Genomic DNA, 24,003 nt, shown 5'->3' on the forward strand with positions numbered 1-24,003 from the left:
GACAATGACCCTTTAGCTTGAACAAAGAGAAAGCGGCGTCATTTAGGCGCGGTCGGTAACATGCCCTTATAGGGCTAGAGCAAACCACCCGCTATGCGGGTGGTTATGATTGACAAAGTGCTGGTTTTTTATCCGGCACTTTGTTTTAATTAAGTTCCGTTCACTCAACGGAGCTTGCCACCATGTTAAGAACACCCCCTCTCCAGACTTTCCCGCCCGAAACGCTCTCGCTTGACGAGCTGGTCCCTAAAAATCATTTGGTCCGTCAAGTCAATGCCGCCATTGATTTCGAATTTATCCGCGAATGAGTCGCCCCGTTGTATTGCCACAATAATGGCCGTCCTGCTATCGATCCGGTCATGCTGATTAAAATGATGTTACTCGGCTACTTGTTTGGCATCCCCAGTGAACGCCGTCTGTCTGGTACAGGAAATTCAGGTTAATGTGGCTTACCGCTGGTTTCTGCGCCTCGGACTGACAGAAAAGGTCCCTGATGCCTCAACCCTGAGCCAGAACCGCCGCCGTTTCAATCATACCGCAGTCTTCCAGCAGATTTTTGACCACATTGTTGAACAGGCGATGGTCAAAGGATTCGTAGGCGGACGCGTACTCTATACCGACAGTACCCACCTGAAAGCCAGCGCCAATCCGCATAAATCGGAAAATGTCATGCGGCCGGTTCCCCCCGGCACCTATTTTGACGCACTGGATAAAGCCGTCACTGAAGACCGGGCGGCAGCCGGAAAAAAAGCCTGAAGCCAGCCCTTAAGGAACGGCAGAGAAAGACGAAGGTTAGTCCCACCGATCCGGAAAGCGGGTTTATGCACCGGACCAACAAACCCCGGGGGTTCTTTTACCTTGACCATCGTACCGTGGATGGGCAAGTCGGTATTATCACCGATACCTACGCCACACCGGGTAATGTCCACGACAGCCAGCCTTTTATCAAGCGTTTGACGCGTCAGTTAGAGCGTTTTGCCCTCAATCCCCTCGCAATTGGGTTGGATGCAGGCCATTTTACGGCCCCGGTTTGTTACTTAACGGAACAGTCAGGTGTCGTACCGATAATCGGTTACCGCCGTCCGAATAAGGGGGCGAATGTTTTCCAGAAGAAACATTTTACCTATGACAAGCAGGAGGACTGCTATGTGTGCCCTCAGGGCGAAAAGTTGATTGATAAAACGACCCGCCGAGAGGGATACCGGCATTGTCAGGCCGCGGCGGCTATCTGCCAGTATTGCCCGAAACGCGCGTCCTGTACACAGGCCAAAGGAGGCAAAAAGATAACCCGTCATATCTGGGAGGAGAGTAAGGAGCAGGCCAGGGAAAACCGGCTAACGGAGTGGGGTAAAAAGACCGACAAGCGGCGAAAGGAGACGATAGAACGCAGTTTTGCGGATGCGAAGCAGCATCATGGGCACCGCTATGTCCGTTTCCGTGGGTTACTGAAAGTTCAGATACCGTGTCTGCTGGCGGCAACAGCCCAAAATATCAAGAAGATAGCCTTGCTGGTCGCGATGCTGTGTTGTTTTTATTTCTGGAGAGCGAGCCTTTCATGGCAGGAGAAGCGAAAATAACGCCTTGTCGGGCGATTAAATCGGTTTAATGAGGAAAATGGAGGCATTATGATTCCTAATGAAAGGAACAAGCCTCGTTATTTTCAACGAGGTTTGTCAGCGGTCTGTTACCTCACTGGTTTTGCGAAGACTGATAATTGATGACATGAACGGCCTATCGGCCTGATGAGAAACCTAAAGGTTAAGATGGCTTATCAAAGCCGAGTGGTTTTTTAGGAACATCAGGCGCGGAACTCATCGAGGCGCGGGCATCCTTGCCTATAGTGACGCCGGATAGATTTAAGCAAGCCCAAAATTCATCAAAATGAGTATTGCAAAAACGAGGGTGACCATAGATTTACCTTTCATATGGAAAAATAAAGATATCTTCCACGCTGCGGTTTTTCAGCGCATTCATCACCGACAACCAGAATTTTTGTCCCCTCAGTTTGGGCAATTCACAGGCCCAGTCACTCTATCTCGCCATCGGTGTTCACGCCCAGAGCCAGATACATCGACTTATGCTGGATGCTGCCGGTATCGCGGCTAAGCACCACTAAGCTACCCAGATAGACGATTGGATAAACTGAGGTGAGTGGTCGCTGTTGCCAAGCTTTGACCTCATCCAGCACGGCATTGCTCACCTGTGAGATAAAAGCCGCAGAGACTTCAACGCCATAGGTTTCTTCGAAATGCGCCTAGATATCGCGGGTAGACATACCTCTGGCATACCGGGAGACGATGTGTTCAGCAAAACCGCCGAGTTGTTTCTCGCCTTTTTTGATAAGCTTAGGTTCGAAACTGCCATTGCGGTCACGTTCCAGCAATTGCGACCACGGTAACAGGTTATCCATCCGGGATAAGAAAATCTCTTTACGCGTTTGGCAGCGTTTACTGGAAAACTCACATTCGGAAAAGGTTAACTGCTGACTTATGGGAATTCGGTGCTTTATGATTTGTTGTGCCGCTATGATCTCACAGCAGGGACTTATTCTCATCTTCCTTAGTACTACAGTCGTAACTTCTCTGTGACCAAATGTCCTTCTCGGCGGCAGTAATGAAATTGTTGCGCGCGGTATTGATGTCGTCGTCGCCAGTTTGACCAATATAAAATCTGTTCTACGGTTTCCCCGGCCTTTACCATCAGTTTTGACAGCAGCTTACGCAGTTCGGACACACTCAGGGCTATCAGTCCCTCTGGCGTTTTTTTCTCCTGGAGTCGCAAAATAGCCAGAACTGCATGAGTCAATAACGACAGCGTAGTATGCCGATACCAACTTTTTCATTATCACACTTCGTAATGATCCAGACCGCATTCCCCTTTCTATTTCCCTGCGATGTCCGGCCCCCTGAACCAGCGTGTTGAGGTCAGCCTGGTCTTCGCGGGCATAGACGATATAGTAAGCCCGTTCTTGCTTTTCATCCCGGTTGCGCCGGAGCAGCAAATAATGACCATAACACGGCTCCGTTTCACTTATCTGTGAACGCCGGAGAGGGATCCGCGCCCAGTCATCCCACCGTTCTCCTTTTGTCCCCGACCCCGCTGAGAGTTTTTTTCCAATCCTCCAGTGTCAGGCTATCTGCAATCGTATCTGCCCTGACAAACCGAGGCTGTTGCCACCAGAGTCGTTGATTTCTGGGGAGCGCCAATACAAACGGCTGATGCCGGGATTCCAGCCGTGGCGGTCACGACCATACACCGCATCGGCCGTGACCCAGCGACCCCACAACGGGGGCGATCCTCAGTCCACTGTTTAGGCAGGTATAAGTCCCGGTCAATAAAGGCATGGCCGCCGTTGCCCGCGTAGCATAAAAACGCCTATCTGACTGTTTTCTACCCGTCCCGCCGTCTCACTATACTGACGCTGTACTCCGGCAGAATGAGTTCCTTTTTTGATAAAACCGGTTTCATCAACGATGAGGATACCTTGCTCATCCCCGAGATGTTCAGTCACATAGTCACGCAGAATGTCGCGGGCAGCGTCGGCATCCCAAAGGGCGCGTTCCAGAAAATACTGAATGCCATCAGGTGAGCGTTCACCCAGCCATTCTGCCAGTTGCCATCCATTTTTACGTTCAACATCACTGAGCAATCCCCGAAGATAATCCAAACAATGTTGTTGAGAGGCTACAGTGCGAAACAGTGAAGCCAGACGGGAATGGACGGCAGCAGTTTCTGTTCCCAGATGTTGACAGGTGAGGTCATGGGATCCCCCCTTGGTGTGCTGTCTTTTAGTCACATCTCAAATTACGGTCAAATGACCGTAATTTGAGAAAACTATCTATCTGATTTTAAATAAAACATTTTTTAGCACTGTATCGAGAGGTTCAAAATAAGGGGCTGTCCTAGATAAGTCATTTGATCTAGGATATCCAAATGAGAAAAAGTCGGATTAGCCAATACAAGCAAAAACGTCTTCAGGAGCTCTTCGTGGCAGGGGCTACAGCTCGCACTGCGGCTGAGTTAGTGGGGGTCAACAAAACGACTTCAGCTTACTCTTTTCACCGCCTCAGAGTCCTTATCGCTGATTATGTCGATGAACACTCCATGTTTGAAGGTGAAGTCGAGATAGACGAAAGCTATTTCGGGGGTAAACGTAAGGGAAAACGCGGGCGAGGTTCAGCCGGAAAAGTCCCTGTTTTCGGGCTTCTCAAGCGAGGAGGTAAGGTCTACACTCGCCTAATACCTAACGCTAAATCCGATACCTTGATGCCGATAATCACGGCGAAAATTAAGCCTGACAGCCTGGTCTACACAGACAATTTTGCCAGCTATGATGTGCTGGACGTGTCCGATTTTAAACACTATCGAATTAACCATAGCACGGAGTTTGTAGACGCTAAAAATGGTCAAAACCATATCAATGGGACAGAGAACTTTTGGAACCAAGCCAAACGTCATATGCGTAAATTTAATGGCATACCAAAGGAACATTTTGAGCTCTTTCTCAAGGAATGTGAGTGGAGATTTAATACACTGGGTGTAAAAGACCAATTACATATTATAAAACAAATAGTTAAGGGAAAAATATAATCGCTATCTAGGACAGCCCCCAAAATAATTCATATAAAAAACAGCATGATAAAAAATTGTGACTAAAAGACAGCTTGGTGTGAGGAAGAAGAGAACCATATAATGACACAATACGGAGCACGACTGTAGTATTAAGTGATATAGTCGGCTGATTCGCTATTGGGAGTTTACCATGACAGAAAATAAACAAATGGAAATCAATTTAAGAATATTGACTAGAAAAGCACCGGCTGTGCACCGCAATCGCCCAACATTGTTTGGCTTACAGGAAAAAGAAAAATTTTTGTTACACAGCGGGAAAGAGCTGAATGGTTTGCTTGCATTTGACACCAAAGTACGGGTCAAGGATGTTGACGGCATGACCAGATGTTTCGGCTCCCAGGTCCATGGTACCGGGGCAACAAAACATTTGTACATCACCTGGCGCTTTGAAGATGGTGAACAAGAAATCATTAATCGTCTGAAAGTTGCATTGTTGATTTCCTGGCCGTTGGTTGAGCAATCACTACGGCAAAATACCCCCTTGGTCACAGACGGGAGTGCACCCGAATGGGGTGTATTGAAGGACTGGCATGCTCTAGGTGTAGGTGAACACTGGACAATGTTAAACAATTAAGCCCTGTGACTCATCAAGGTAAAGCTGATATCCTGCTTTACCTTGACTAAGCCAGAAGGCCTTGCAGGCCGGCTAGCTTGCTACTTCCAGAAACTGGCAAAATTGTGCCACAGTAGGATTGTCGAACAGCTGTATGGGAGAGATTTTCAGCCCCAAGTCCCTGTCCAGCCGATCAATAATGCGCATTGCAGCGAGTGAATGTCCTCCTATTGCGAAAAAGTTGGCATCAACACTCACCAGTTCCAGGCCTAACACCTCTTTCCATACACGCACAACGGCTTTTTCCAGTTCAGTCACTGCCTCTACATACGTATTATCAACACGCATTGCAGCCGACGTGGACAATGCATGCTTGTCCACTTTGCCGTTGGCTTTCAGGGGCAGCTGTTCAACGATCAGGTAATCTGCAGGCAACATATAATCCGGCAAATAGCGGGCGATTTCCAAACGTATCTGCTGGACAGTGTGCTTCACTTCGTCCCCTTCAACTGGATAGTCTTGTACTAACACAAGGTAGGCAACTAGCTGGCAGGTCGAGGGGTCTGCATCACTGGGGCAAACTGCCACCGAATGAATAGCGTCACAACGGCGGATATAATGCTCGACTTCACTTGGGTTGACACGATAGCCTCTAACCTTCAGCTCATCGTCTTTCCTACCTACATAAAGAATATTGCCGTTTGATGACACCAACCCATAATCACCTGTACGGTAACTGCGCGAATCGTCCAGCAACGTAAATTTGGACTCGTTCAATGTGGCAGCAAGTGGACCTAGATAGCCCAAGCTAACACACTCTCCTGTCACCACAATCTCACCCACAACTCCAGGTGGAACGGCCAAGTTGTTTCTTCCCAGCACGGCAACACGGGTACCCAAGATCGGTTTACCTAGCGGAGCATAGGCCCCATCATCGGTTTCGTCGACTTGGTAATAGAGTACATCGGACATCACCTCCGTGGAGCCGTATAGGTTGAAGAACTGCGTGTTAGGACAAACTTTCTTTGCTTGTCGAATGTAGTCAAGTGGTAATGCTTCACCACTCACAAACCAGTACTTCAATCGCTCTAACGTTTGCCCTTGCTTGTGCAGATCATCGCAAAGGGTATGCATATAGGATGGAGAAGTTACAATCCGTGTAATACCAGAGTCCTGAAGAGTTTCACACATCAGGCCAGAGTCGAGTATAAGGTCACGGGAACACAAAGACAGCTTTACACCACCGCAAAGAGGTACCATCAGTTCCCACAATCCCCGAATGAAAACCATGGAAGTGATGTGGCAGGCGACCTCATCTGTTGCATATGTAAACCTGTCCAACATCCACCCTATGCGACCATTAAGAGCACCACGGTTACCAAGCACACCTTTGGGTCGGCCTGTCGAGCCTGACGTGAAAATGATATGACTGGGGCTGTTTGCCTCCAGCATCGGCAACGGAATGTTTGTGTCGTCTTCCTGTCGAACCCCCTGAATTGTCTGGTTGCCGTCCACAACCAGAACCGGTACTGGTACCACTTCTATCCTTAGCCAAGACAGGCTGGCTTTGTCTGTTAAAGTTAGTTTGACTTCGGCATCTGAAATCATCATCAATGACCTGTCCAGCGGAAACTCTTTGCTTAAGGGAACGTAAACCGCCCCGAGCTTAAACAATGCCAGAATAACCACAACACGCCCTACAGTTCTCTCCATACCCACGGCGATACGATGACCTGCGGAAACACTATAGACGTTTGTCAGATAACGGGCGGTCTGATTCACCCACATGTTGAGTTCTTGATAACTTAGGGTATTGACACCATCTTCTAATGCGATCTGCTGTGGTGTCGAACACGCGACCGATTCAAAACGATGCACTAGGTCCCATTCTTCGCTGTTTGTTAGATAACCGACGGACGGCAAAACCCCGGCATTTAACCAATAGTGCTCCAACACGGCAATATGGGGCAGGCAGAGAAGGCGGTCTAACAAGTAGATAAACTCGCCAGACATTGTAACCATCGTTTGCGCATCAAAAATGCCCGCATCATAAACCCAATTGAAATTTAGAGTCTTACCCTGTTCCGAGTCCACCTCTTGGATGTAAAGCGTAATATCGTACTTGTTGTCCACCTGATACATCTCTTCCATCTGGCTGAAATCCAAACCAGAGAAAGGCATAATTGAAGATTCTGTGTTATTCATGTTGATCATGATCTGAAACACGGGTGAATGCAGAGTGCTGCGCTGCGGGTTAATCCGTTCGACCAATAACTCGAATGGCACATCACCGTTTTCACTGGCAAGGATATGATCGGCCCTAGTGCGCGCCAATAATTCCAGGAAGTTGGGATTGTCGTCCAATTTCGTCCGAAACACTATGGTATTCAGGAAAAGCCCAATCATGCTTTCCAAAGCTTGATCTGTTCGCCCTGCTATCGGCACTCCCATGACAATATCAAGCTCATCACTCCAACGACTCAAATGCACAGCAAATACCGTTTGCAAACACATAAACAAGGTAACGTTTTGTGCCTGGCACACATTCTCTAAGTGCCTGAATATGTCATGTTGCAAAGTCTGCTGGTGATAGTTGCCCTGCTTCCTGTGCGCGTGTGAGCGAGCATGATCGAGAGGTAGCTTATGAACGGTCGGAATATTGTCCAGATAGTTATGCCAGTGTGCCAACTGCTTCTCAAGCTGTGAGTCATTCAGCCACTGCCTCTGCCACGCAACATAATCGGCGTAACTTATGGCTAGTTGCTCTTGCGGAATCGATGTTCTGGCAAGCAGAGCTTCATAACGTTCAACAAATTCATTAGCAAGGATGTTTAGTGACCAACCATCGACAACAATGTGATGGGCTGTATAACAAAGAATGCCTTCATTTTCGGCAGTACGAAGAAACAGAACCCTGAACGGTAGGTCGTTATATAGATCGAATTGATACCCCTCTTCTGCCTGAAGCAATTCGCGGACTGCTGCGTTTTGCTGATCAAACGGCAACTGTGAAACGTCTTGTTGCCTAAGGGTAAACTCAAACTCTTCGCGGAATTGTTGTAGGCCGTTGCCATCGATTGCTTTTTTGTAAATAGACCGCAACGGGGCATGCTTGCGAATGATATCTGTCAGCACGACCTGGGCGAAGTCACATCGGAAAATCCCTGAGACTCGCAATGCACCCGACAAATTGTATTCGGTGCTATTAGGGTACATGGAATAGATAAACCAAATTCTCGCCTGTGCGTATGACAACGGATGCCAGTCAGGGGTATGCGCCAGTTTTTCAACTGGGGGCAATATACGTTTCGTTTCACGACTTTCAATCAGCGCGGCAATCCTTTGTAAAGTAGGATTTTCGAACACCTCACTCAATGTCAGATCTTTATTAAACTCAGCCCGTACATGGCTTACCATTCTGGCAGCCAACAACGAGTGCCCCCCAAGCGAAAAAAAGTTCGACTGCGGAATGATGGTCTCTGCATCGCATTTTAATAAGCGGCCCCAAAGTTCAGACAAGCGGTTCTCAAAGGCGGTTTTATGCCCGCCATCGTTTTCCAATGCCCCATCAAATGGGTTTGGTAATTGATCAAGATCGATTTTGCCATTGTGGCTGAGCGGAAACTGCTCGATCATGATCACTTTATCGGGCATCATGTAGTATGGTAGATTGTTGACCAAGACTTGGCGGATTTGCGCCTCTGTGTCCTTATCCGATACGTCACATTGCGGCACTGTTATATAGGCAAACAACCGCTTGCTTTCCCCCTCACCCATGGCGCGAACAACCGCTTTGCTGACTTTGGGGTGCATACAAAGGTGGTGCTCTATCTCACGGCACTCTATCCGAAAGCCTCGCAATTTGATTTGATGATCTTCACGGCCAATGAACTCAAGTTGTCCATCAGGCAGCCAACGAACCAGGTCGCCCGTTTTATACATCAGCTCGTCCGGTTGGGCAGGGTTTTTCACAAAACGCTCATCGGTCAACTTGGGCCTGTTCAGGTAGCCATCAGCCAGACAGGGGCCAGACACATACAACTCACCAATGGCTCCGAAAGGCACCTCTCCCAGATGACTGTCCAACACCCTGCAGCAGACATTTATCAGCGGTCGCCCGATGGACGGGGCGGTACCTGCCCGGTAGTCAACCACTTGACCACCTGTCACGACATGAGTTTCTGTCGGGCCATAGTAGTTGAACAGCCGACAGACGGAATGAGATGTAAGAAATTGAGCAAGAGGTTCGGACAACACGAGCGCCTCTCCTGAAGCGAAGATTTCCTGCAAAGAAGGCAGGCTCCCGGTATCCAACTGCAGTGACTCCGCTACGACATTCAACACGGAGGGCGGAATAAATATACGTTCGATTTGCTGTGAAGCTAAAAGCTTATGCAAACTGGGCAAATCCTTTTTCTGCTGCTCCGAGATCATCACCAGTTTGCCGCCAGTCAGCCAGCAGGTAGCCAATTCGTGAATAGAGGCATCAAAGGTCACAGGTGCAAATTGCAGTGTGGTTAAGGGGACGGTAACATTAAACTGACGAGCCTGGGCATGCACTAGATTATTCATCATTCGGTGCGTCTGCACTACCCCTTTGGGTTCCCCTGTCGAGCCTGACGTATACATCACAAATAACTGGCCTGTATCTGGCGAGTTGTCATCGAAGAGTGGATTTGTAGTGTTACATTGCGCAAGCTCCACATGCGTTTCCGGCGCATCCAGACAGACAAACCGTGTGCCTTCAGCTTTGGCATATTGCTGCATCTCAGTCTGCTTTTGCTGAGTGACGAGCAAGCAAATAGCGGAGTTTTTTACGATAAACTGCAATCTCTTGGTAGGCAGACTGACATCCAGCGGCACATAGGCTGCCCTGCATTTAAGGATGGCGGTGAGGCTGATCATCAGCTCAATCGAGCGTTCCATGCATAGGCCCACATAGTCACCTGGGCTCACCCCCAATCGCATCAACAAATCGGCAGCTTGATTAGCACGTTCATTAAACTCTGCATAGGTTAGCCAAAACTCACCAAAACTGATCGCTATGCTCTGTGGTGTCAGTTTGGCCCTTTCTTCAAGCAAAGTATGAACATACCCACCAGTCGAGTCGGGACTATTGTTCATGTCTGGAGCAAGCAGCGCTCGTTCAGCCTCCGTGAAAATACCGAGCCTATACATGGGCAACTCAGGTTGCTGACAAATATTATTCAACAGGGCGATAAAATGCTCGGATAGCCTATCGACTGTTTCCCGAGTGAACAATGATGTATTGTATTCAAACACCAGACTTAAATTTTCAACGGTTTCAAACCCATGCAGGGTCAAGTCAAACTTCGACACCTTTGGCAATAAGTACCGACTGGAATATTCAGGAAAATTATATTCACTGCCAACGACTTCATTGTTGTTCAGCGTCATCATAATTTGAAACAGGGGGGTATGTGCTGCACTTCTTGCCGGATTTAGCTGCTCCACCAGATATTCAAAAGGCAGATCTTGATGCGCTTGAGCATCGAGGTTGGTCTGCTTGACCTGCTGCAAATATGACAAAAACGATATGTCTGTGTCACAATCGGTTCGCAGTACCAAAGTATTGGCAAAAAAGCCGATGACGTCCTCCAATTCCCGCTGCAGACGATTGGCCACGGGTGCGCCTATGATTATGTCACGACTGTCTGAATACCTAGATAAAAGTAACGAAAAGGCCGCATGCAGGAACATAAACAATGTCACATTGCATGTCTTCAGTAAGGCCCTTATCTGTTCCGTTAGCTCTGGGGGTAGCGTAAATGCTTTACTTTCGCCCTGGTAGCTTTGCTTTTGAGGTCGATTGAAATCAAGTGGGAAATTATGTGCAACAGGCATTCTGGCAAGTTTTTTCTGCCAGTACTCTAGTTGAGCCTGCTTGTCTGCACTATCCAACCATTGACGCTGATACACTGCAAAATCTGTATATTCGATTTGAGGTGGTTCCAGCTCGATTGGCTCGCCGGAAATCAACCTGTCGTAAATGTATAGAAATTCCTTTTCCAACAAATGAATGGACCAACCATCCACCGCAATATGGTGAATGTTATAAAGTAAAATGCCTGTGGTATCGGATAAGGAAACATAGCTGGCACGGATCACCAGGTCTCGGCTGATGTCGAATTTGTCTTTGCTAAACCGGGCAATGTACTCGGTCACTTTGCGGTGTTGATCGGCTGCGTCGACTCGGCTCAGATCGTACTTGGCCAACCTAAAATCAAACGTATCCAGCACTTCTTGAATCGCGTCATGGCTGCCTTCTGCTTGTTTATAGACAGTCCTTAATATGCGATGACGCGCAATGATTGTACGAAATGCGGATTCGGCGTAGGGAATGTCAAATGAGGAGCCAATATCTATCACTCCGGGTATTGTGTACGCTGGCCCCGAGCCGTGTAACTGTTCAAGAAACCACAATCGCTGTTGGGGAAATCCCAGAGGAAATGTACGCTCGGTACCCGTTTGTTTGGCAACCCGGACCTTCTGTGAGGCGGTTAACTGCAACTCGGTTAATTTCAGATACTCAACAATATCCGATTTGTGTTCCCTTACAGCTCTTCCCAACTCATCTGTCAGACTTCCTTTTACCCCTCTGAGTTTCAGGTTGTCGTCCTTGAGGCTCACATCCACCCCCAGGTCAGCCAATTGCTTCAATAACTTAAGTGTATCTTTCATTTAAATTTCCATTTCTTCCAAATTGGCCTCGTCGTCCTGGGACTCAGCCCCACGCATTTCGTTGCGCTGACGTAAAAGATCTATTACCTCAGCCAACCACTTGAGTTTACTGTATTGAAATATGTACTTAACGTTCAGCTCGAGGTTAAAAGCTTCATTTATCAACCGTACTGCTCTTACTGCTTTCAATGATGTACCACCTATGTGAAAGAAGTTGGAGTTTCTTTCTAGGTGCGCATAGTCCAAATCGATTAAACTCGCCCAAGCCTTGGCGATGATTTTTTCCGTTTCAGAGATAAACGGCTCTTTTGATATTTCGTCTGATTCTGATGGTTGTGGAAGTTTTGCCCTGTCTACTTTACCGCTGGGGGTAAGTGGGATGTATGGGACTGCTACATAAAATTCCGGTTGCATGAAGTACGGCAGGTTTTTTTCTAGCTTGCTTCTAATCAGCCTGTTCAACTCACCTGCATCCAGGGAGTCGCCTTGGAAATTAGCAATGAGGACATAGTAGGCGACGATCACATTATCGCCTTGGGCGTTTCGTGAAACGACTGATACAGCTGCATCCACTTGTGGGATCGTTAACATTAAAGATTCCACTTCTGACAAGTCTACACGATACCCTTTTACCTTTATCTGGTGGTCACATCTGCCAATGAACTCAATGTTTCCGTCTCCCATCATACGGGCCATATCGCCCGTTTTATACAAAATAGTGTGCTTTTGACCGGGGAAAGGTGAGCGCACAAAGCGATGGAGGTTATCTTCGCTGTTGATGTAGCCTCTTGTGACTCCACAACCGCCAATCACCAATTCTCCCGTGACACCGGGCGGGCACAAGTTGTCATTTTTATCGAGGATGTAACAGGACGTATCGGCCCTAGGCTTTCCTATTGGAATAAAACCTCGCTCATCAACTAAGTCGGTTAAATCAAAGTAGGTTGAAAAACATGTCGTTTCTGTCGGCCCATAGCTATTAATGACACGCACCAAGTTACCCATTTGGGCATGCCAGAGGTGCCACATGGAATTCGAGGCGGTTTCGCCACCAATAACGACCAGACGAAGGCTTGTCTGTTCGTCGAAGTGCACACGGTCGATGTTTTTACACAACAAATGCCAAAAATAGGTAGGTAGCAATACCACTGTGATGCGATGACGTTTTATAAAAGCCCAGAATTGCCCGGCGGCATCGAGCACATCGTCATCGCGTAAAATCAATCTGGTGCCACCTCCCATCGCAACGATAAGTTCTTCCAGAAAAATATCAAACGAGGTATTCGAAAATTGCAGTACACGGTCACTTTGGTCAATCTCGAAAAGATCGAGATCAGAAGTCTGCATAGTACGAAGTTGCCGGTGTTCAATCATGACGCCCTTTGGTCGTCCCGTCGAACCTGACGTGTACATTACACAAGCAAGATGTTGCTGCTCAATGCCGCTATACAAACCGCTGCCATCAGCAGGAAAGTTGCTATAGGTTGGGGAATGGGTCACATCGACTCGTGCCACTTCCCTGTGATAATCGAGCTGACGGGTGTGTCGGTCCGTGATAATAGTACTCACATCACTGTTGTCGATCATGTACCGTACTCTGTCTTCCGGGCAGGTAATATCGATAGGCATAAACGCCGCACCGGCTTTCCATACCGCCATGACCGCTAAAACTAATGCTGGTGATCGCTCTAAATGAATGCCGACAATATCCTCTGTACCGACCCCGATAGACTGCAAATACCCAGCTAACTGGTTGGCTTTTTGGTCTAACTCACGGTAGGTGTAAACCTCTTTTTCACCAACCAGTGCAATATTTTCCGGTTGCTGTTTTACGATACGCTCGAATTGATGTATTACTGTTGGACAGTCACCCGCTGAAAACTCTTGCAAATTTTCATAATCCTCAATCCTGAGTCCGTCATGTAGCTGAATATCTGCCATTTGGATCGCAGGATCCCGGATACAATATGATAACAATGTTTCGAAGCGTTCGGCCATCCGCTCGACTGAGATCGTTTCGAATAGCTCGGAGGAATACTCCCAGGTCAACGACGCTTCGTTGTCGTGTTCGTTCAGTGTCAGCGAAAGATCGTTTTTGGCAGTGTAATTGTGATTACTGATCAGTGATGTTGTGGCCCCCTCAATAGATAATTCCCCTTTTTGATAATTGTCAGACGCCACGATAATTTGAAACAGGGGATTGGTGTTGAGCAACCGGTTACTGATAAGCTCATCTACAATAGTTACAAAAGGTACATACTGATTGTCATATGCTTCGAGTAAGCGCTGCTTACTTTGTTCAAGCAATTGGGCAAAAGTATCTGACTCAGCAAATTCGATTCGCACAGGAAGGGTATTTACAAAGCAGCCGATAATTCCATGAACATCCGAACTCTTTCTATTGGGCATCGGCGTGCCAACAACGATGTCACTGTCGCCGGAATAGCGATGCAACAAGCATGCGAATGCAGCGTGAATCAAAATAAACACGCTTATCTGTTTCTGTTTAGCCAAGGTTTTTACAGCGTCATACAGCCCGGTGGGCAATTTACGGGTAAAACAATTTCCAGTGTAGGTGATGATATCTTTCCTGGCGAAATCTAAAGGCAGATTGTGGATCTGTGGCGCTCCGATCAAGCGATTTTTCCACAAATCTAAACTTTTTGCGTAGGCATCACTTGCTGCCCATTCGGACTCCCAGACAACATAATCAGCGAATTGGAAAGGCAATTCAGTCAAAGTTGCCGTCTGACCCTTAACAATCTTGGAATAACAAAGGCTTAGTTCCTCTGCCAATATGCCTAAAGACCAACCGTCACAGCCGATATGATGCACGGTCAGAGCAAAAACATGGTCGTTTGCTGACCGTTTTATCAACACTGCCCTCACGATTGGCGTACTTGTCAAATCAAACACCGTATTAAGCTCTTTTGAAACCAATTCGTCAGCGCGTACATGAGCATCGTCTTCACTACTAAGATCGTGGAACAGAAAAGGAAGTAGATAGTCCTGCAATACACTGGAACGCATGCCACCCTGACCATCTTCGTGATAGACAGTGCGCAGAACCTCATGCCTGTTGATCAGGTGAGTCAAAGATTCACGCAACGCTTGTTTGTTTAACCTTCCCTGTATTTTGGCAACAAAAGGTATATTGTAGAGTGGGCTTTCAGGAAACAGATTGTGTAAAGCCAACATCTGTTTTTGTGCCATGGATAACGCACCTTTGGCCGAGTCTAGGATTTTGCGCAGCTCGACAGGTACCACTTTGTCAAGACTGCGGATAAATGCGACCTGTTGTTTGATTGTGGGGTGATTAAAAAGGTCACTGATGGAAACGCTGACATTAAAAATCGAATTCATCTTGGAAGTCAGCTTTCCTAACAGTAATGAGTGTCCACCTAGATCAAAGAAACTCACCTCAATGTTGATTTTGTCGTACGCCAGGCCAAGTAAGTCTGACCACATTTTTGCCACCGCAACTTCATCACCTGTCGAGGCGACTGAGACAGAATTAGCCAAGCTGTCTACTTGTGGCTTGGGTAACTTTGTCTTTGCCACTTTACCACTCGGGCTTAGGGGTATCTCATCAAGGACGACAAAAAAATCTGGCAACATGAAACTAGGCAAAAACTGGCTGAGGTGGATTGACAGTATGCGCTTCCATTCAAGCGCATCCCGCTTCGGCTGAGAATCGGCCTGGGGAACAATGTAGGAAACAATGTGTTGGTTTGCCTCACCGGATGCATATACATCATCGCGAATGATAGTCACAGCTTGCACAAGTGCAGGATACTGGCACAGGTGATGCTCGATCTCCCCTAGTTCAATCCTCAAACCTCGTACTTTAACCTGTTCGTCGAGCCGGCCGATGAATACAACGTTGCCGTCAGGCAAAAATTTGGCTTTGTCACCGGTTCGATAAAGGCGCGTCCCAGTCTCAAAAGGGTTGACAACAAACTTTTCAGCAGTGAGTTCAGGCCTGTTCAAATAGCCCCTTGCGAGACCTTCGCCACCTAAGTAAAGTTCGCCGACATACCCTGGAGGTAAGGCATTCAAATCTTGGTTTAGTATGTAAATTTGGCTGTTGGCTATGGGTCTGCCAATCGGAACGACATTGTCATTGTGGAGCGGATCACAATACCAGTAACTGACATCGACCGTGCATTCTGTCGGCCCGTAAAGGTTGATCAATTGTGCGTCAAGAAGTGTATAAAAGTCATTTTGCAGTTGAACTGTCAGTTCTTCTCCGCTGCAGATGACGGTGTTCAAACTGTCCAGGGAAAAATATTTCCTGGACTGTAAAAAACTCTTCAGCATGGCTGGGACAAAATGACAGACAGAAACTGACTCTTTTTGGATCACCTCGTATAGGTAACCTGGATCTTTATGTTTATCTCGTTCCAAAAGAACCATGGTTGCCCCTGTTACTAGCGGCAAAAATACTTCCCAAACAGAGACATCAAAACTCAATGGTGTCTTTTGAATAATCCGCTCAGCCGGGCCAATATCAAATTCTTTCTGCATCCAACATATTCGATTGAACAAACTGCGATGGTTGACCATGACCCCTTTGGGTTTGCCTGTAGAGCCAGAAGTATAAATGACATAAGCAAGATTTTGTGGCCCATAGTCGCGCTGAGGCGTATGAGCAACCACATTCTCACCGCCCCATAAGTCGAGATAAAGGGTGCGGGACGCAGCAAGATCCAGCCGACGCAGCTGAGAGTGGGATAACAGGCAAGTTGCATCGCTGTCTTCGAGCATGAAGGCCAACCGCTCCACAGGGTAGCTGCTATCCAAGGGGACGTAGGCAGCACCGGCTTTTGCGATGCCCAGAATTCCAGCGACCATGTCTGGTGAACGATCAAGATACACCGCAACCCTCTGATCCGGTTTAACCCCTTGGGCTAACAGGTAATGTGCGATCTTGTTTGCACGTTCATCAAGCTGTCTATAACTGGTGCTCTGATCTGCAAAGCGCAAGGCGACGGCATCTGGTCGCAGCCGAACCTGCTGTTCAAACAAATCCAACACTGTACCGTCAGCGCCCCACTCACGATGCGTGTCATTCCAAGCAGCGAGCTCAACCTGTTCTTCTCTGAGCAACGTGGGGAGGGAAAGGATTTTTTTATCGGCCATATCGACAATATTGCGCAACAGTTGTTTATAGCCCTCAACAAAACGGCGAATGTGCTGCGCTTCAAATAGCTCAGTACTGAATTCTACAGCCCCTTGTAACCCATCTGAGGTTTCTGTCAGCATTAAACTCATGTCAAATTTAGAAACGTTGGTTTCACACTGGACCAATTTCCAAGACAAGTCCGGAGTATGTAAGGTTTCCCTAGGTGAGTTTTGCATCACAAACATGTATTGAAAGATTGGGTTAAACATTGCGCTTCGCGCAGGATTGAGTTGTTCAACCACTTCCTCGAATGGAAAACTTTGATGAGAATAGTCGCTCAGTACCCTGCGTTTCAGTTCTGCAAGAAAGTCCTTTACCCTTGCACCTCGCTCGATGTTGCTTCTGACTACGACCGTATTTGAAAACAGTCCCACAATATTTTCCAACTCCGAGCTGACTCGGTTTGCGACCGGTGATCCTACAGCGATATCGGTTTGACCACTGTACTGAAAAAGGAGCAATTTAAATGCTGCCAACACCACCATGTACAATGTGACTTCGTTTTGTGCCGCAAAATGGTTTAACTTGGCAACGTCCTCTACACCTATTTTGAAGTCTATGCTGTCACCATGATATGAACGATTTTTCGTCAACATGCTCCGTTCGAAACAAAGGCTGAGCCGCTCAGGAACAGGAGTAAGTCTGTCAATCCAGTATTGTTTGTTTTTTGCTGTCAACATTGTATAACCGGATGAGTTCTGCCAGCGGGAATAGCCTTGGTAACTGACATTGAGGGGAGTCTGTGCGAGAGTCTGTTCATCGGTAAAGAGTGCGACGAGATCTCTAACGAGAATTGAAACTGACCATCCATCGGCAATAATATGGTGAAAGCACACCAGCAGTAGATGCTCGGTGTTGGATAGATTCATCAATTCCACCCTAAACAAGGCACCGTTTTCCAAATCAAATGGTATCTTTACCCGCTTGTGTATGTAGTCAGTCACCTCTTCATGTGTTTTTACACTTTGTATAAAAACAGGTTGTAATTGCTCCAGGACACATTGAGAAGGAATGCCGTCGAACACCGGAAAGCACGTTCTCAGGCATGCATGGCGTTCAACCAGTTTTACAAAACTTCGCTTTAACTTAGCAACATCAAGACTGCCTGTTATCTGCAGTGCAACAGGAATATTGTAGGCAATAGAATGGGTGTCGCTTATCTGACTCAGATACCACAGCCTTAACTGAGAACTTGTAACAGGGGACAGAGCTTCTTCTTTTTGATTTCCATTGTTATTTTCATGATGAATTTTCAACCATTCTATGAATGATTCTCCGCCCTCCTTTTCATCAGCATGCCTTTCTTTTTTACTCTGATCAGTGTTGCTTGCGCTACTTAGTTGCTTGACCTTTCTGGCAATTTCTATCTTCTTTTCAGCGGAAAAAGAAGCCATACGTTTGAATGGATTTTTCAAGTTCGATGTCCATATACTTTGAATAAACAGGAGTTGGGGAGAACGTTAAACAGCTAAACTGGCTTGCCCAAACTTAAGTAAATTTCCACTTGGATCAATTAGGTGGAACTCCAACATGCCCCATGGAGTTTCCGCAAGCGGAGAGACTTCAGTCTGCTCTTGTAGTTCTTGAAACACACTTTGGATATCTTTCACGAAAATATAGCAAGAAGTGTTCTCTGCAATGTACTTATCGTTACATGCCCAAAAATGGATTTCAGCCTCCCCTCTGCTAATTATCGCATATCTATTAGGAACAAAATTGTCGCAATGGAACCCAAGTTTACTTGTGTAAAAGTCAACCAATTCATCTAAATCCAATGCAGCCAATACAGGGACAGCCTCCCAATCGCTCATACATTTTCCCTTTTATTTATATATAATTTTTAAACGCTCATACAGGATTGTCTGACAAATCACTGTACGTTACTCTCATTAAATAAGTAATATGACTATAAAAATAGATTCAACAATACCTCCTAAAATCATGAAGAATTAACAATAAACTATTAAATATGATTTACTATGAATACAGCATTTTTACCTAGCATGTCATCAACATTTGATCAGGGCAAGAGCGTGAAGGCTCATTTTTCATTCACATTTAAACCGGTCAGTAAAACCTGCACAAGATAGCCTTCATTTATATTGGCTCTGCGCCTGAGGGATCACCTGCGTATTTCGGTTTGTTCGGCCATCTGATCTTTTCTTCGTAACCACTCACTTTTTAACTTACTTCCGCAGCTTCAGCCAGACTTTTTTTCCGTTGCGATTCTCCTGTTAATTCCAGCCGATGTGCGTTGTGGATCAATCGGTCTAACAGCGCATCTGCAACTGCCGGATTTTCCATCAATCCATACCATTCACTGACGAGAGCATAAAAATCTATGGTCGCCCTCGTTTTTGCAATACTCATTTTGATGAATTTTGGGCTTGCTTAAATCTATCCGGCGTCACTATAGGCAAGGAGCCTACGCCTCGATGAGTTCCGCGCCTGATGAACCTTAAAACTGTGCCGGCTTCAAGGAGCCAATTTTTATGTTAGGTTTCTCATCAGGCCGGTAGGCCATTCATGTCATCAATTATCAGTCTTCGCAAAACCAGTGGAGTAATCGTTAAATAGATTCACAATGATGTCAGTTTCAGGCAACAAATACCGTGTCTCGCGTCGTAATGGCCCAGGCTATTCGGGCGAGTTTATTCGCCAACGCACAGGCTACAATATTAGAATGCTTTCGTTCAAGTTGCTGCTTAACCCAGTCAGCCAGTTTGCCCTTTCTATGCTCGATATGCAGTATGAACGTTCGGGCACACAGCACCAACAGTTGCCGGAGTGTCTTGTTACCCCGTTTACTGATACCCATTAAGGTCGTCTTGCCCCCAGTACTGTACGAGGGTGTCGCAAAAGTTAACCCTTATCAGCTAATATCAGTTAAGCTCTGGGTTAATATTCCAAACGAGACCTTCTATGACTCAATTCCTACGGCAACTGACACCTTCCGTTCATACCGGGCGTCAGTTTGTCACCGCTCAGCACCTAACTGTACTGGAAGGAGTTCTTTCCCTCCATGACTAGTTGAAGCAAGTGGGGGAACGCGCGGCATTTATTGTCTCCGATATCCTTGATGAGCAGGATTGGGCCCCTTTCGAACGCGATTACGCCTCATCCGGTAGAGCACCGTATTCCCCACGTTCCATGATGGGCATTCTGCTTTATGGGCTCATGAAAGGGAGCCGTTCTCTCAGAGGACTTGAACGGCTGGCACGTCTGGATTTGGGATGTCTCTTTGTGAGTCATGGCATGACACCTGATCACGCCAGCCCTGGACGTTTCATCTATCAACATCAATCCACGCTGACGGGCTCGTTTTTTGACGGGGTAGCTTCATCCGTATTACATCACAGTCAATCCGGTGTTTCCTGTCTGGCGGGGGACGGAACAGTGATAGAAGCGGCGGGTTCTCACTATCATCTCCTGACTCAGGAAGCGATTTTGCGAGAAAAAAAAGCGTTAACTACCACCCCCGCCAATCCCCAAAAAGCAGATAAAATCAGGCGACTGGAACAGTCTGCCGCCGTCTTACAAATCCGACAAGAAAATCGTGAAAAAAACGGTAAAGACGCCAGCCAATTACGTATCAACCCGATAGAGCCAGAAGCGATGCTCCAGCGGCTCAAGCGGAGACGGGGATTTCCCAGTGCGTATAAACCTTCAGTTTTGGTCAATGAGGCCCGTATCATTGTTGCTCAGACAGTCGAGCCTTCCAGTGAAACACGGGTTGTCGCGGATTGACTGGCTCAACATTATCGGCTATCTGGGTGTCACCCCAAAACCCCCTTACTGGATGCGGGTTATTTTCATGATGAGGTTATCGCCGAGGCTCAAAAACACGCGATCCTGTTGTTCTGTCCTGAAGGTAATAACCGACAGAGCCCAGGAAAAATCTACTCAAAATCGCGGTTTATTTATCATGAGGAGAAAGACCTCTATATTTGTCCGGCCAATGACAGGTTACTTCATGTCAGTACAGTAAGCCCGTCCGAAAAAAGCCGTGGGTATCGGGTCTATACCGGAGCAAATTGTACCGATTGCCCGGAAAAAGAAAAGGGTACTCAGGCAAAAAATGCAGAAAAATCAAGCGTTAACTGGAAGATAACGCGCGGGATAAGCTCCGTTCACGTATGACCAAACCGGAGTCAAAACGGATATTGAGTCAACGAAAGGTCATGGTAGAACCGGTATTTTCTGCCTTACGAGGTATCCAGGGGGTGGAGCGTTTTCGGCGCAGAGGTTTATCGGCAGTCAGAGTGGAATTTACCTTGCACGCCATAGCGTATAACTTATCAAGGGCCGTTGCCCTGATATTATGGGTTATTTTTAGCCTGTCATGGATTGTCAGTCCCAATAACAGGCAATCAATCTCTGTGGGTTTATTGTCAATGCCGGCCTTTTGCGACACCCTCTGTACTGGCGGGGAACCAATCCCGTCGAGGCTGCAAAATCCCGGCTGTGTGCGTATTGTTTCCCATCACCCAGCTGTGAGGAAAGCACACTCGCCGTGATGGGGCCAATACCGGGGATCGTCATCAGCCGTTGTCCGGTATCATCTTGGGCAATCTCCTGTGACAGGACGGTTTCAATCTCGGTGATTTATTCAACCAGATAGTGATAATGCGCCTGTAACCGCTGCAATACCTGTACCCGATACGGGGGAAATTCATGTTCAGCCAGCACAGTGGCGAGCTGTTTTATCACGGCAATCCCCTTCGGCATACTGATGCCAAACTCAAGCAGGAAAGCCTGCATCTGGTTGGTGGCTTTCACTTTATCCCGCACCAGCGATTCCCGGACACGGCGCAGCGCTCGCATGGCTTGTTGAGTTTCCGTTCTGGACTGAACAAACCGCATTGAAGGCCGTGAGGCCGCTTCACAGATGGCTTCCGCGTCAATAAAATCATTCTTGTTGCTTTTGACGAAGGGACAGACAAACTGCGGTGAAATCAGCCTGGCCTCATGCCCCAAATCAGTGATCCTCATTGCCATGAAATGGGCACCAGCATAAGCTTCCATCACCACCGAAAAAATGTGTAATTTTATTCCTTCTTCGTCCTCTTCCGATAGATAACGGTCAGGCCACCACTGCCAACTGCACCCCAGTGTATGTGCTACAGGCACATACAGGATCTCCGGCTCATGAACCTCAGAATCACGGGGCAGAAAAGGAATGATTCTATTGAAGAAACACATACCGTGAGATGGGCCGTACTCACCACCACCCATAGGGCCATGCAGGTCATCCGGTACATACCCGGAGTGATCTCTTGCCATCGTATCCACCTGAAGCTTGAGATCGACAAATCTCCTAGTAGCTTCAGCCTGCTCGGAGACAGATGAGAGAAATCGGCCATTTTTATTGACCAACGATACTGGCTAAGCCATTTTCTCTATCCTATCAAACTTCCTGTGCCATGTGTAAAAGGTGGCATCAGAGAAGACATTCTTACAACAGATTTCACGTGCGAATAAACCTCTTTAGCCTCACGGAGAATGCTGATGATCTGTTTTTCCTGACAACAGGTATCTCTGTTATGTAGCTCAAGCTTCTGTCGAATCAATTTCTAAATGTGTGGGGCACTCTTCTCAATTCTCTGTGCCTCCTTAAGCTATGCACTGTACCACCAAACGTTGGAACTAAACATCTAGATCAGTTTATGAACTACAGCGTGTAAGAATCAAGCAAATCAAAAGATACCATTTCGAGCTAATTATGAACAATGGGAGATGCATTAATGATAAAAAATAATTTAATAACAAATGCATAGATATAATATTTCACCATGAAGCCAGTTTTGACACAACATAAGTCAAATGATCTACAAGGATCAATAACTTTATGAAATGCTATTTTTTAACTATTTATCAGTGCTTTTTTCTGTTTAATCAGTTATGACAAATTAATACTCTATCGTTATAGACTAGGATACTTACCGCTATCATCCACCAGATAAATCTGCGTCAGATACCAGCGATGATGTTGAGACATCAAATGGTACTCATAAACGGATGTGTAGTATGTTTGCGGGAATCGCGTAGTTACCACAGCCTTGTCGTCATGTACTTTGACTGACAGGATCTGTTCGCACTGGGGATCGTGGGCTGCGTCGGATCCAAAAGCTATCGGTTCCCCATTAAAGCCTAGTAATGTGTATTTTGTTAGCAACCTATCCCAAGATTTCTGCGCCAGAGGCATCACCTGAGCCGGGGTATGTGTGTCATGTAACGCAAAAGCGTAATTATTCCATGTTAGATAATCTTGCTGAAAAGCACGCACCAGAGCTTCTGGAGAATTAACCTGTTTGGCTTGACCCGTTGAGAGCAATGCTCCATTTAACAACAACATGAATATACTCCAACACTTATATATGTTCGTTTTTTGCATCTATGGCTATCTTCAATTCGAAAGTGTGTAAAACGTGCTCCTATACATCATAGGAACCCTGATTGACTGGACTTTATAACGGCATCGGATAATCTAACCGCACGGAATACGAATCTATTTTTTCGGGTGCTCGTTTTACTCAATCAACTGCTTTATATACATCAATATGCTTCATAGATTAAGCCATAGGTGATTTTATTGATAGCCAGTCTGACTTCCTAGGCACAAGAAGACAGGGAAACCCTGCCCTTCTTAGTAACCAGGCATTACAACATTCGGAATGTAAAATAACGCCCTCCAACAACCGAGTAATCTATTAGATATTATTTTACTAGCTTTACAAATTTTTTAAAGTGATTTGCATTTACAATACCAATATGATGACCATCCTGACGAGTACCCGAACTAAGGAGAATGTAATGAACGGTGCGCTGGGCAAAGCTGCACTATTCTTGCGGGTGAAAGTCCCGTCGTAGAAAGGGAGTTAGCCAGACCACTACGTAGCGAGTCTTGCGTTTCCGGCGGTAACAAAGGAGA

11 protein-coding genes and 4 pseudogenes are annotated in these 24,003 nt (G+C 46.7%); 5 read left to right on the forward strand and 10 right to left on the reverse strand.

Annotated elements, in window-relative coordinates:
- Positions 1–182 precede the first annotated feature (182 nt).
- Positions 183–1,577: pseudogene (locus tag ACGF49_RS22450) on the forward strand (IS1182 family transposase).
- A 355-nt stretch (positions 1,578–1,932) separates the two neighbouring features.
- On the opposite strand, the pseudogene ACGF49_RS22455 reads toward ACGF49_RS22450, so the two are convergent.
- The 3 genes and pseudogenes from ACGF49_RS22455 to ACGF49_RS22465 all read right to left on the reverse strand — a co-directional run.
- Positions 1,933–2,491, reverse strand: a pseudogene (locus ACGF49_RS22455) (transposase); the annotation flags it as partial.
- 74 nt (positions 2,492–2,565) lie between these two features.
- Positions 2,566–2,805: a hypothetical protein gene (locus ACGF49_RS22460; protein WP_387492849.1), complete on the reverse strand. Its 240-nt coding sequence runs from the start codon at positions 2,803–2,805 to the stop codon at positions 2,566–2,568.
- Between the two features lie 526 nt (positions 2,806–3,331).
- A complete protein-coding gene (locus ACGF49_RS22465; protein WP_387492852.1) occupies positions 3,332–3,796 on the reverse strand; it encodes a transposase in 465 nt (154 codons plus the stop codon).
- Positions 3,797–3,933: 137 nt separating this feature from the next.
- Between ACGF49_RS22465 and ACGF49_RS22470 the strand changes: the two genes are divergently transcribed.
- Both ACGF49_RS22470 and ACGF49_RS22475 read left to right on the forward strand, forming a co-directional pair.
- Positions 3,934–4,590, forward strand: coding sequence for an IS1595 family transposase (locus tag ACGF49_RS22470; protein WP_387492855.1), 657 nt, complete (start codon positions 3,934–3,936; stop codon positions 4,588–4,590).
- Between the two features lie 172 nt (positions 4,591–4,762).
- Positions 4,763–5,206: a DUF5990 family protein gene (locus ACGF49_RS22475; protein WP_387492858.1), complete on the forward strand. Its 444-nt coding sequence runs from the start codon at positions 4,763–4,765 to the stop codon at positions 5,204–5,206.
- Between the two features lie 72 nt (positions 5,207–5,278).
- Here the strand turns inward: ACGF49_RS22475 and ACGF49_RS22480 are convergent, their stop codons facing one another.
- The 5 genes and pseudogenes from ACGF49_RS22480 to ACGF49_RS22500 form a co-directional block, all read right to left on the reverse strand.
- Positions 5,279–11,887: an amino acid adenylation domain-containing protein gene (locus tag ACGF49_RS22480; protein WP_387492861.1), complete on the reverse strand. Its 6,609-nt coding sequence runs from the start codon at positions 11,885–11,887 to the stop codon at positions 5,279–5,281.
- Positions 11,888–18,487 carry an amino acid adenylation domain-containing protein gene (locus tag ACGF49_RS22485; RefSeq protein WP_387492863.1) on the reverse strand — a complete coding sequence of 2,200 codons (6,600 nt, stop codon included), beginning with the start codon at positions 18,485–18,487 and terminating at the stop codon, positions 11,888–11,890.
- A gap of 45 nt (positions 18,488–18,532) precedes the next feature.
- Positions 18,533–18,883: a bleomycin resistance protein gene (locus ACGF49_RS22490; protein WP_387492866.1), complete on the reverse strand. Its 351-nt coding sequence runs from the start codon at positions 18,881–18,883 to the stop codon at positions 18,533–18,535.
- A gap of 370 nt (positions 18,884–19,253) precedes the next feature.
- Positions 19,254–19,442, reverse strand: a complete 189-nt coding sequence (locus ACGF49_RS22495; RefSeq protein WP_387492869.1) for an ATP-binding protein — start codon at positions 19,440–19,442, stop codon at positions 19,254–19,256.
- 226 nt (positions 19,443–19,668) lie between these two features.
- Positions 19,669–19,917: pseudogene (locus ACGF49_RS22500) on the reverse strand (transposase); the annotation flags it as partial.
- 194 nt (positions 19,918–20,111) lie between these two features.
- Here ACGF49_RS22500 and ACGF49_RS22505 point away from each other — a divergent pair.
- Together ACGF49_RS22505 and ACGF49_RS22510 are read left to right on the forward strand one after the other, a co-directional pair.
- On the forward strand, positions 20,112–20,819 hold the full coding sequence (locus tag ACGF49_RS22505; RefSeq protein ID WP_387492872.1) for a hypothetical protein: 708 nt from the start codon (positions 20,112–20,114) through the stop codon (positions 20,817–20,819).
- A 389-nt stretch (positions 20,820–21,208) separates the two neighbouring features.
- Positions 21,209–21,589, forward strand: a complete 381-nt coding sequence (locus ACGF49_RS22510) for a transposase (RefSeq protein ID WP_387492875.1) — start codon at positions 21,209–21,211, stop codon at positions 21,587–21,589.
- Here ACGF49_RS22510 and ACGF49_RS22515 read toward each other — a convergent pair.
- Both ACGF49_RS22515 and ACGF49_RS22520 read right to left on the reverse strand, forming a co-directional pair.
- A pseudogene (locus ACGF49_RS22515) lies at positions 21,492–22,106 on the reverse strand (IS110 family transposase); the annotation flags it as partial. The gene ACGF49_RS22510 and the pseudogene ACGF49_RS22515 sit on opposite strands and share 98 nt — an antisense overlap.
- A gap of 889 nt (positions 22,107–22,995) precedes the next feature.
- Positions 22,996–23,427, reverse strand: a complete 432-nt coding sequence (locus ACGF49_RS22520) for a hypothetical protein (protein ID WP_387492878.1) — start codon at positions 23,425–23,427, stop codon at positions 22,996–22,998.
- Positions 23,428–24,003 lie beyond the last annotated feature (576 nt).

It is taken from the genome of Photorhabdus sp. RM96S (genome assembly GCF_042879335.1).
GTDB classification, from domain to species: domain Bacteria; phylum Pseudomonadota; class Gammaproteobacteria; order Enterobacterales; family Enterobacteriaceae; genus Photorhabdus; species Photorhabdus kayaii.

Coding starts and splice junctions, on each gene's coding strand:
- ACGF49_RS22520 (WP_387492878.1), bottom strand. CDS start 23,427: ATGTTGTTGTTAAATGGAGCATTGCTCTCAACGGGTCAAGCCAAACAG.
- ACGF49_RS22510 (WP_387492875.1), top strand. CDS start 21,209: ATGACCAAACCGGAGTCAAAACGGATATTGAGTCAACGAAAGGTCATG.
- ACGF49_RS22470 (WP_387492855.1), top strand. CDS start 3,934: ATGAGAAAAAGTCGGATTAGCCAATACAAGCAAAAACGTCTTCAGGAG.
- ACGF49_RS22490 (WP_387492866.1), bottom strand. CDS start 18,883: ATGAGCGATTGGGAGGCTGTCCCTGTATTGGCTGCATTGGATTTAGAT.
- ACGF49_RS22480 (WP_387492861.1), bottom strand. CDS start 11,887: ATGAAAGATACACTTAAGTTATTGAAGCAATTGGCTGACCTGGGGGTG.
- ACGF49_RS22495 (WP_387492869.1), bottom strand. CDS start 19,442: ATGAGTATTGCAAAAACGAGGGCGACCATAGATTTTTATGCTCTCGTC.
- ACGF49_RS22475 (WP_387492858.1), top strand. CDS start 4,763: ATGACAGAAAATAAACAAATGGAAATCAATTTAAGAATATTGACTAGA.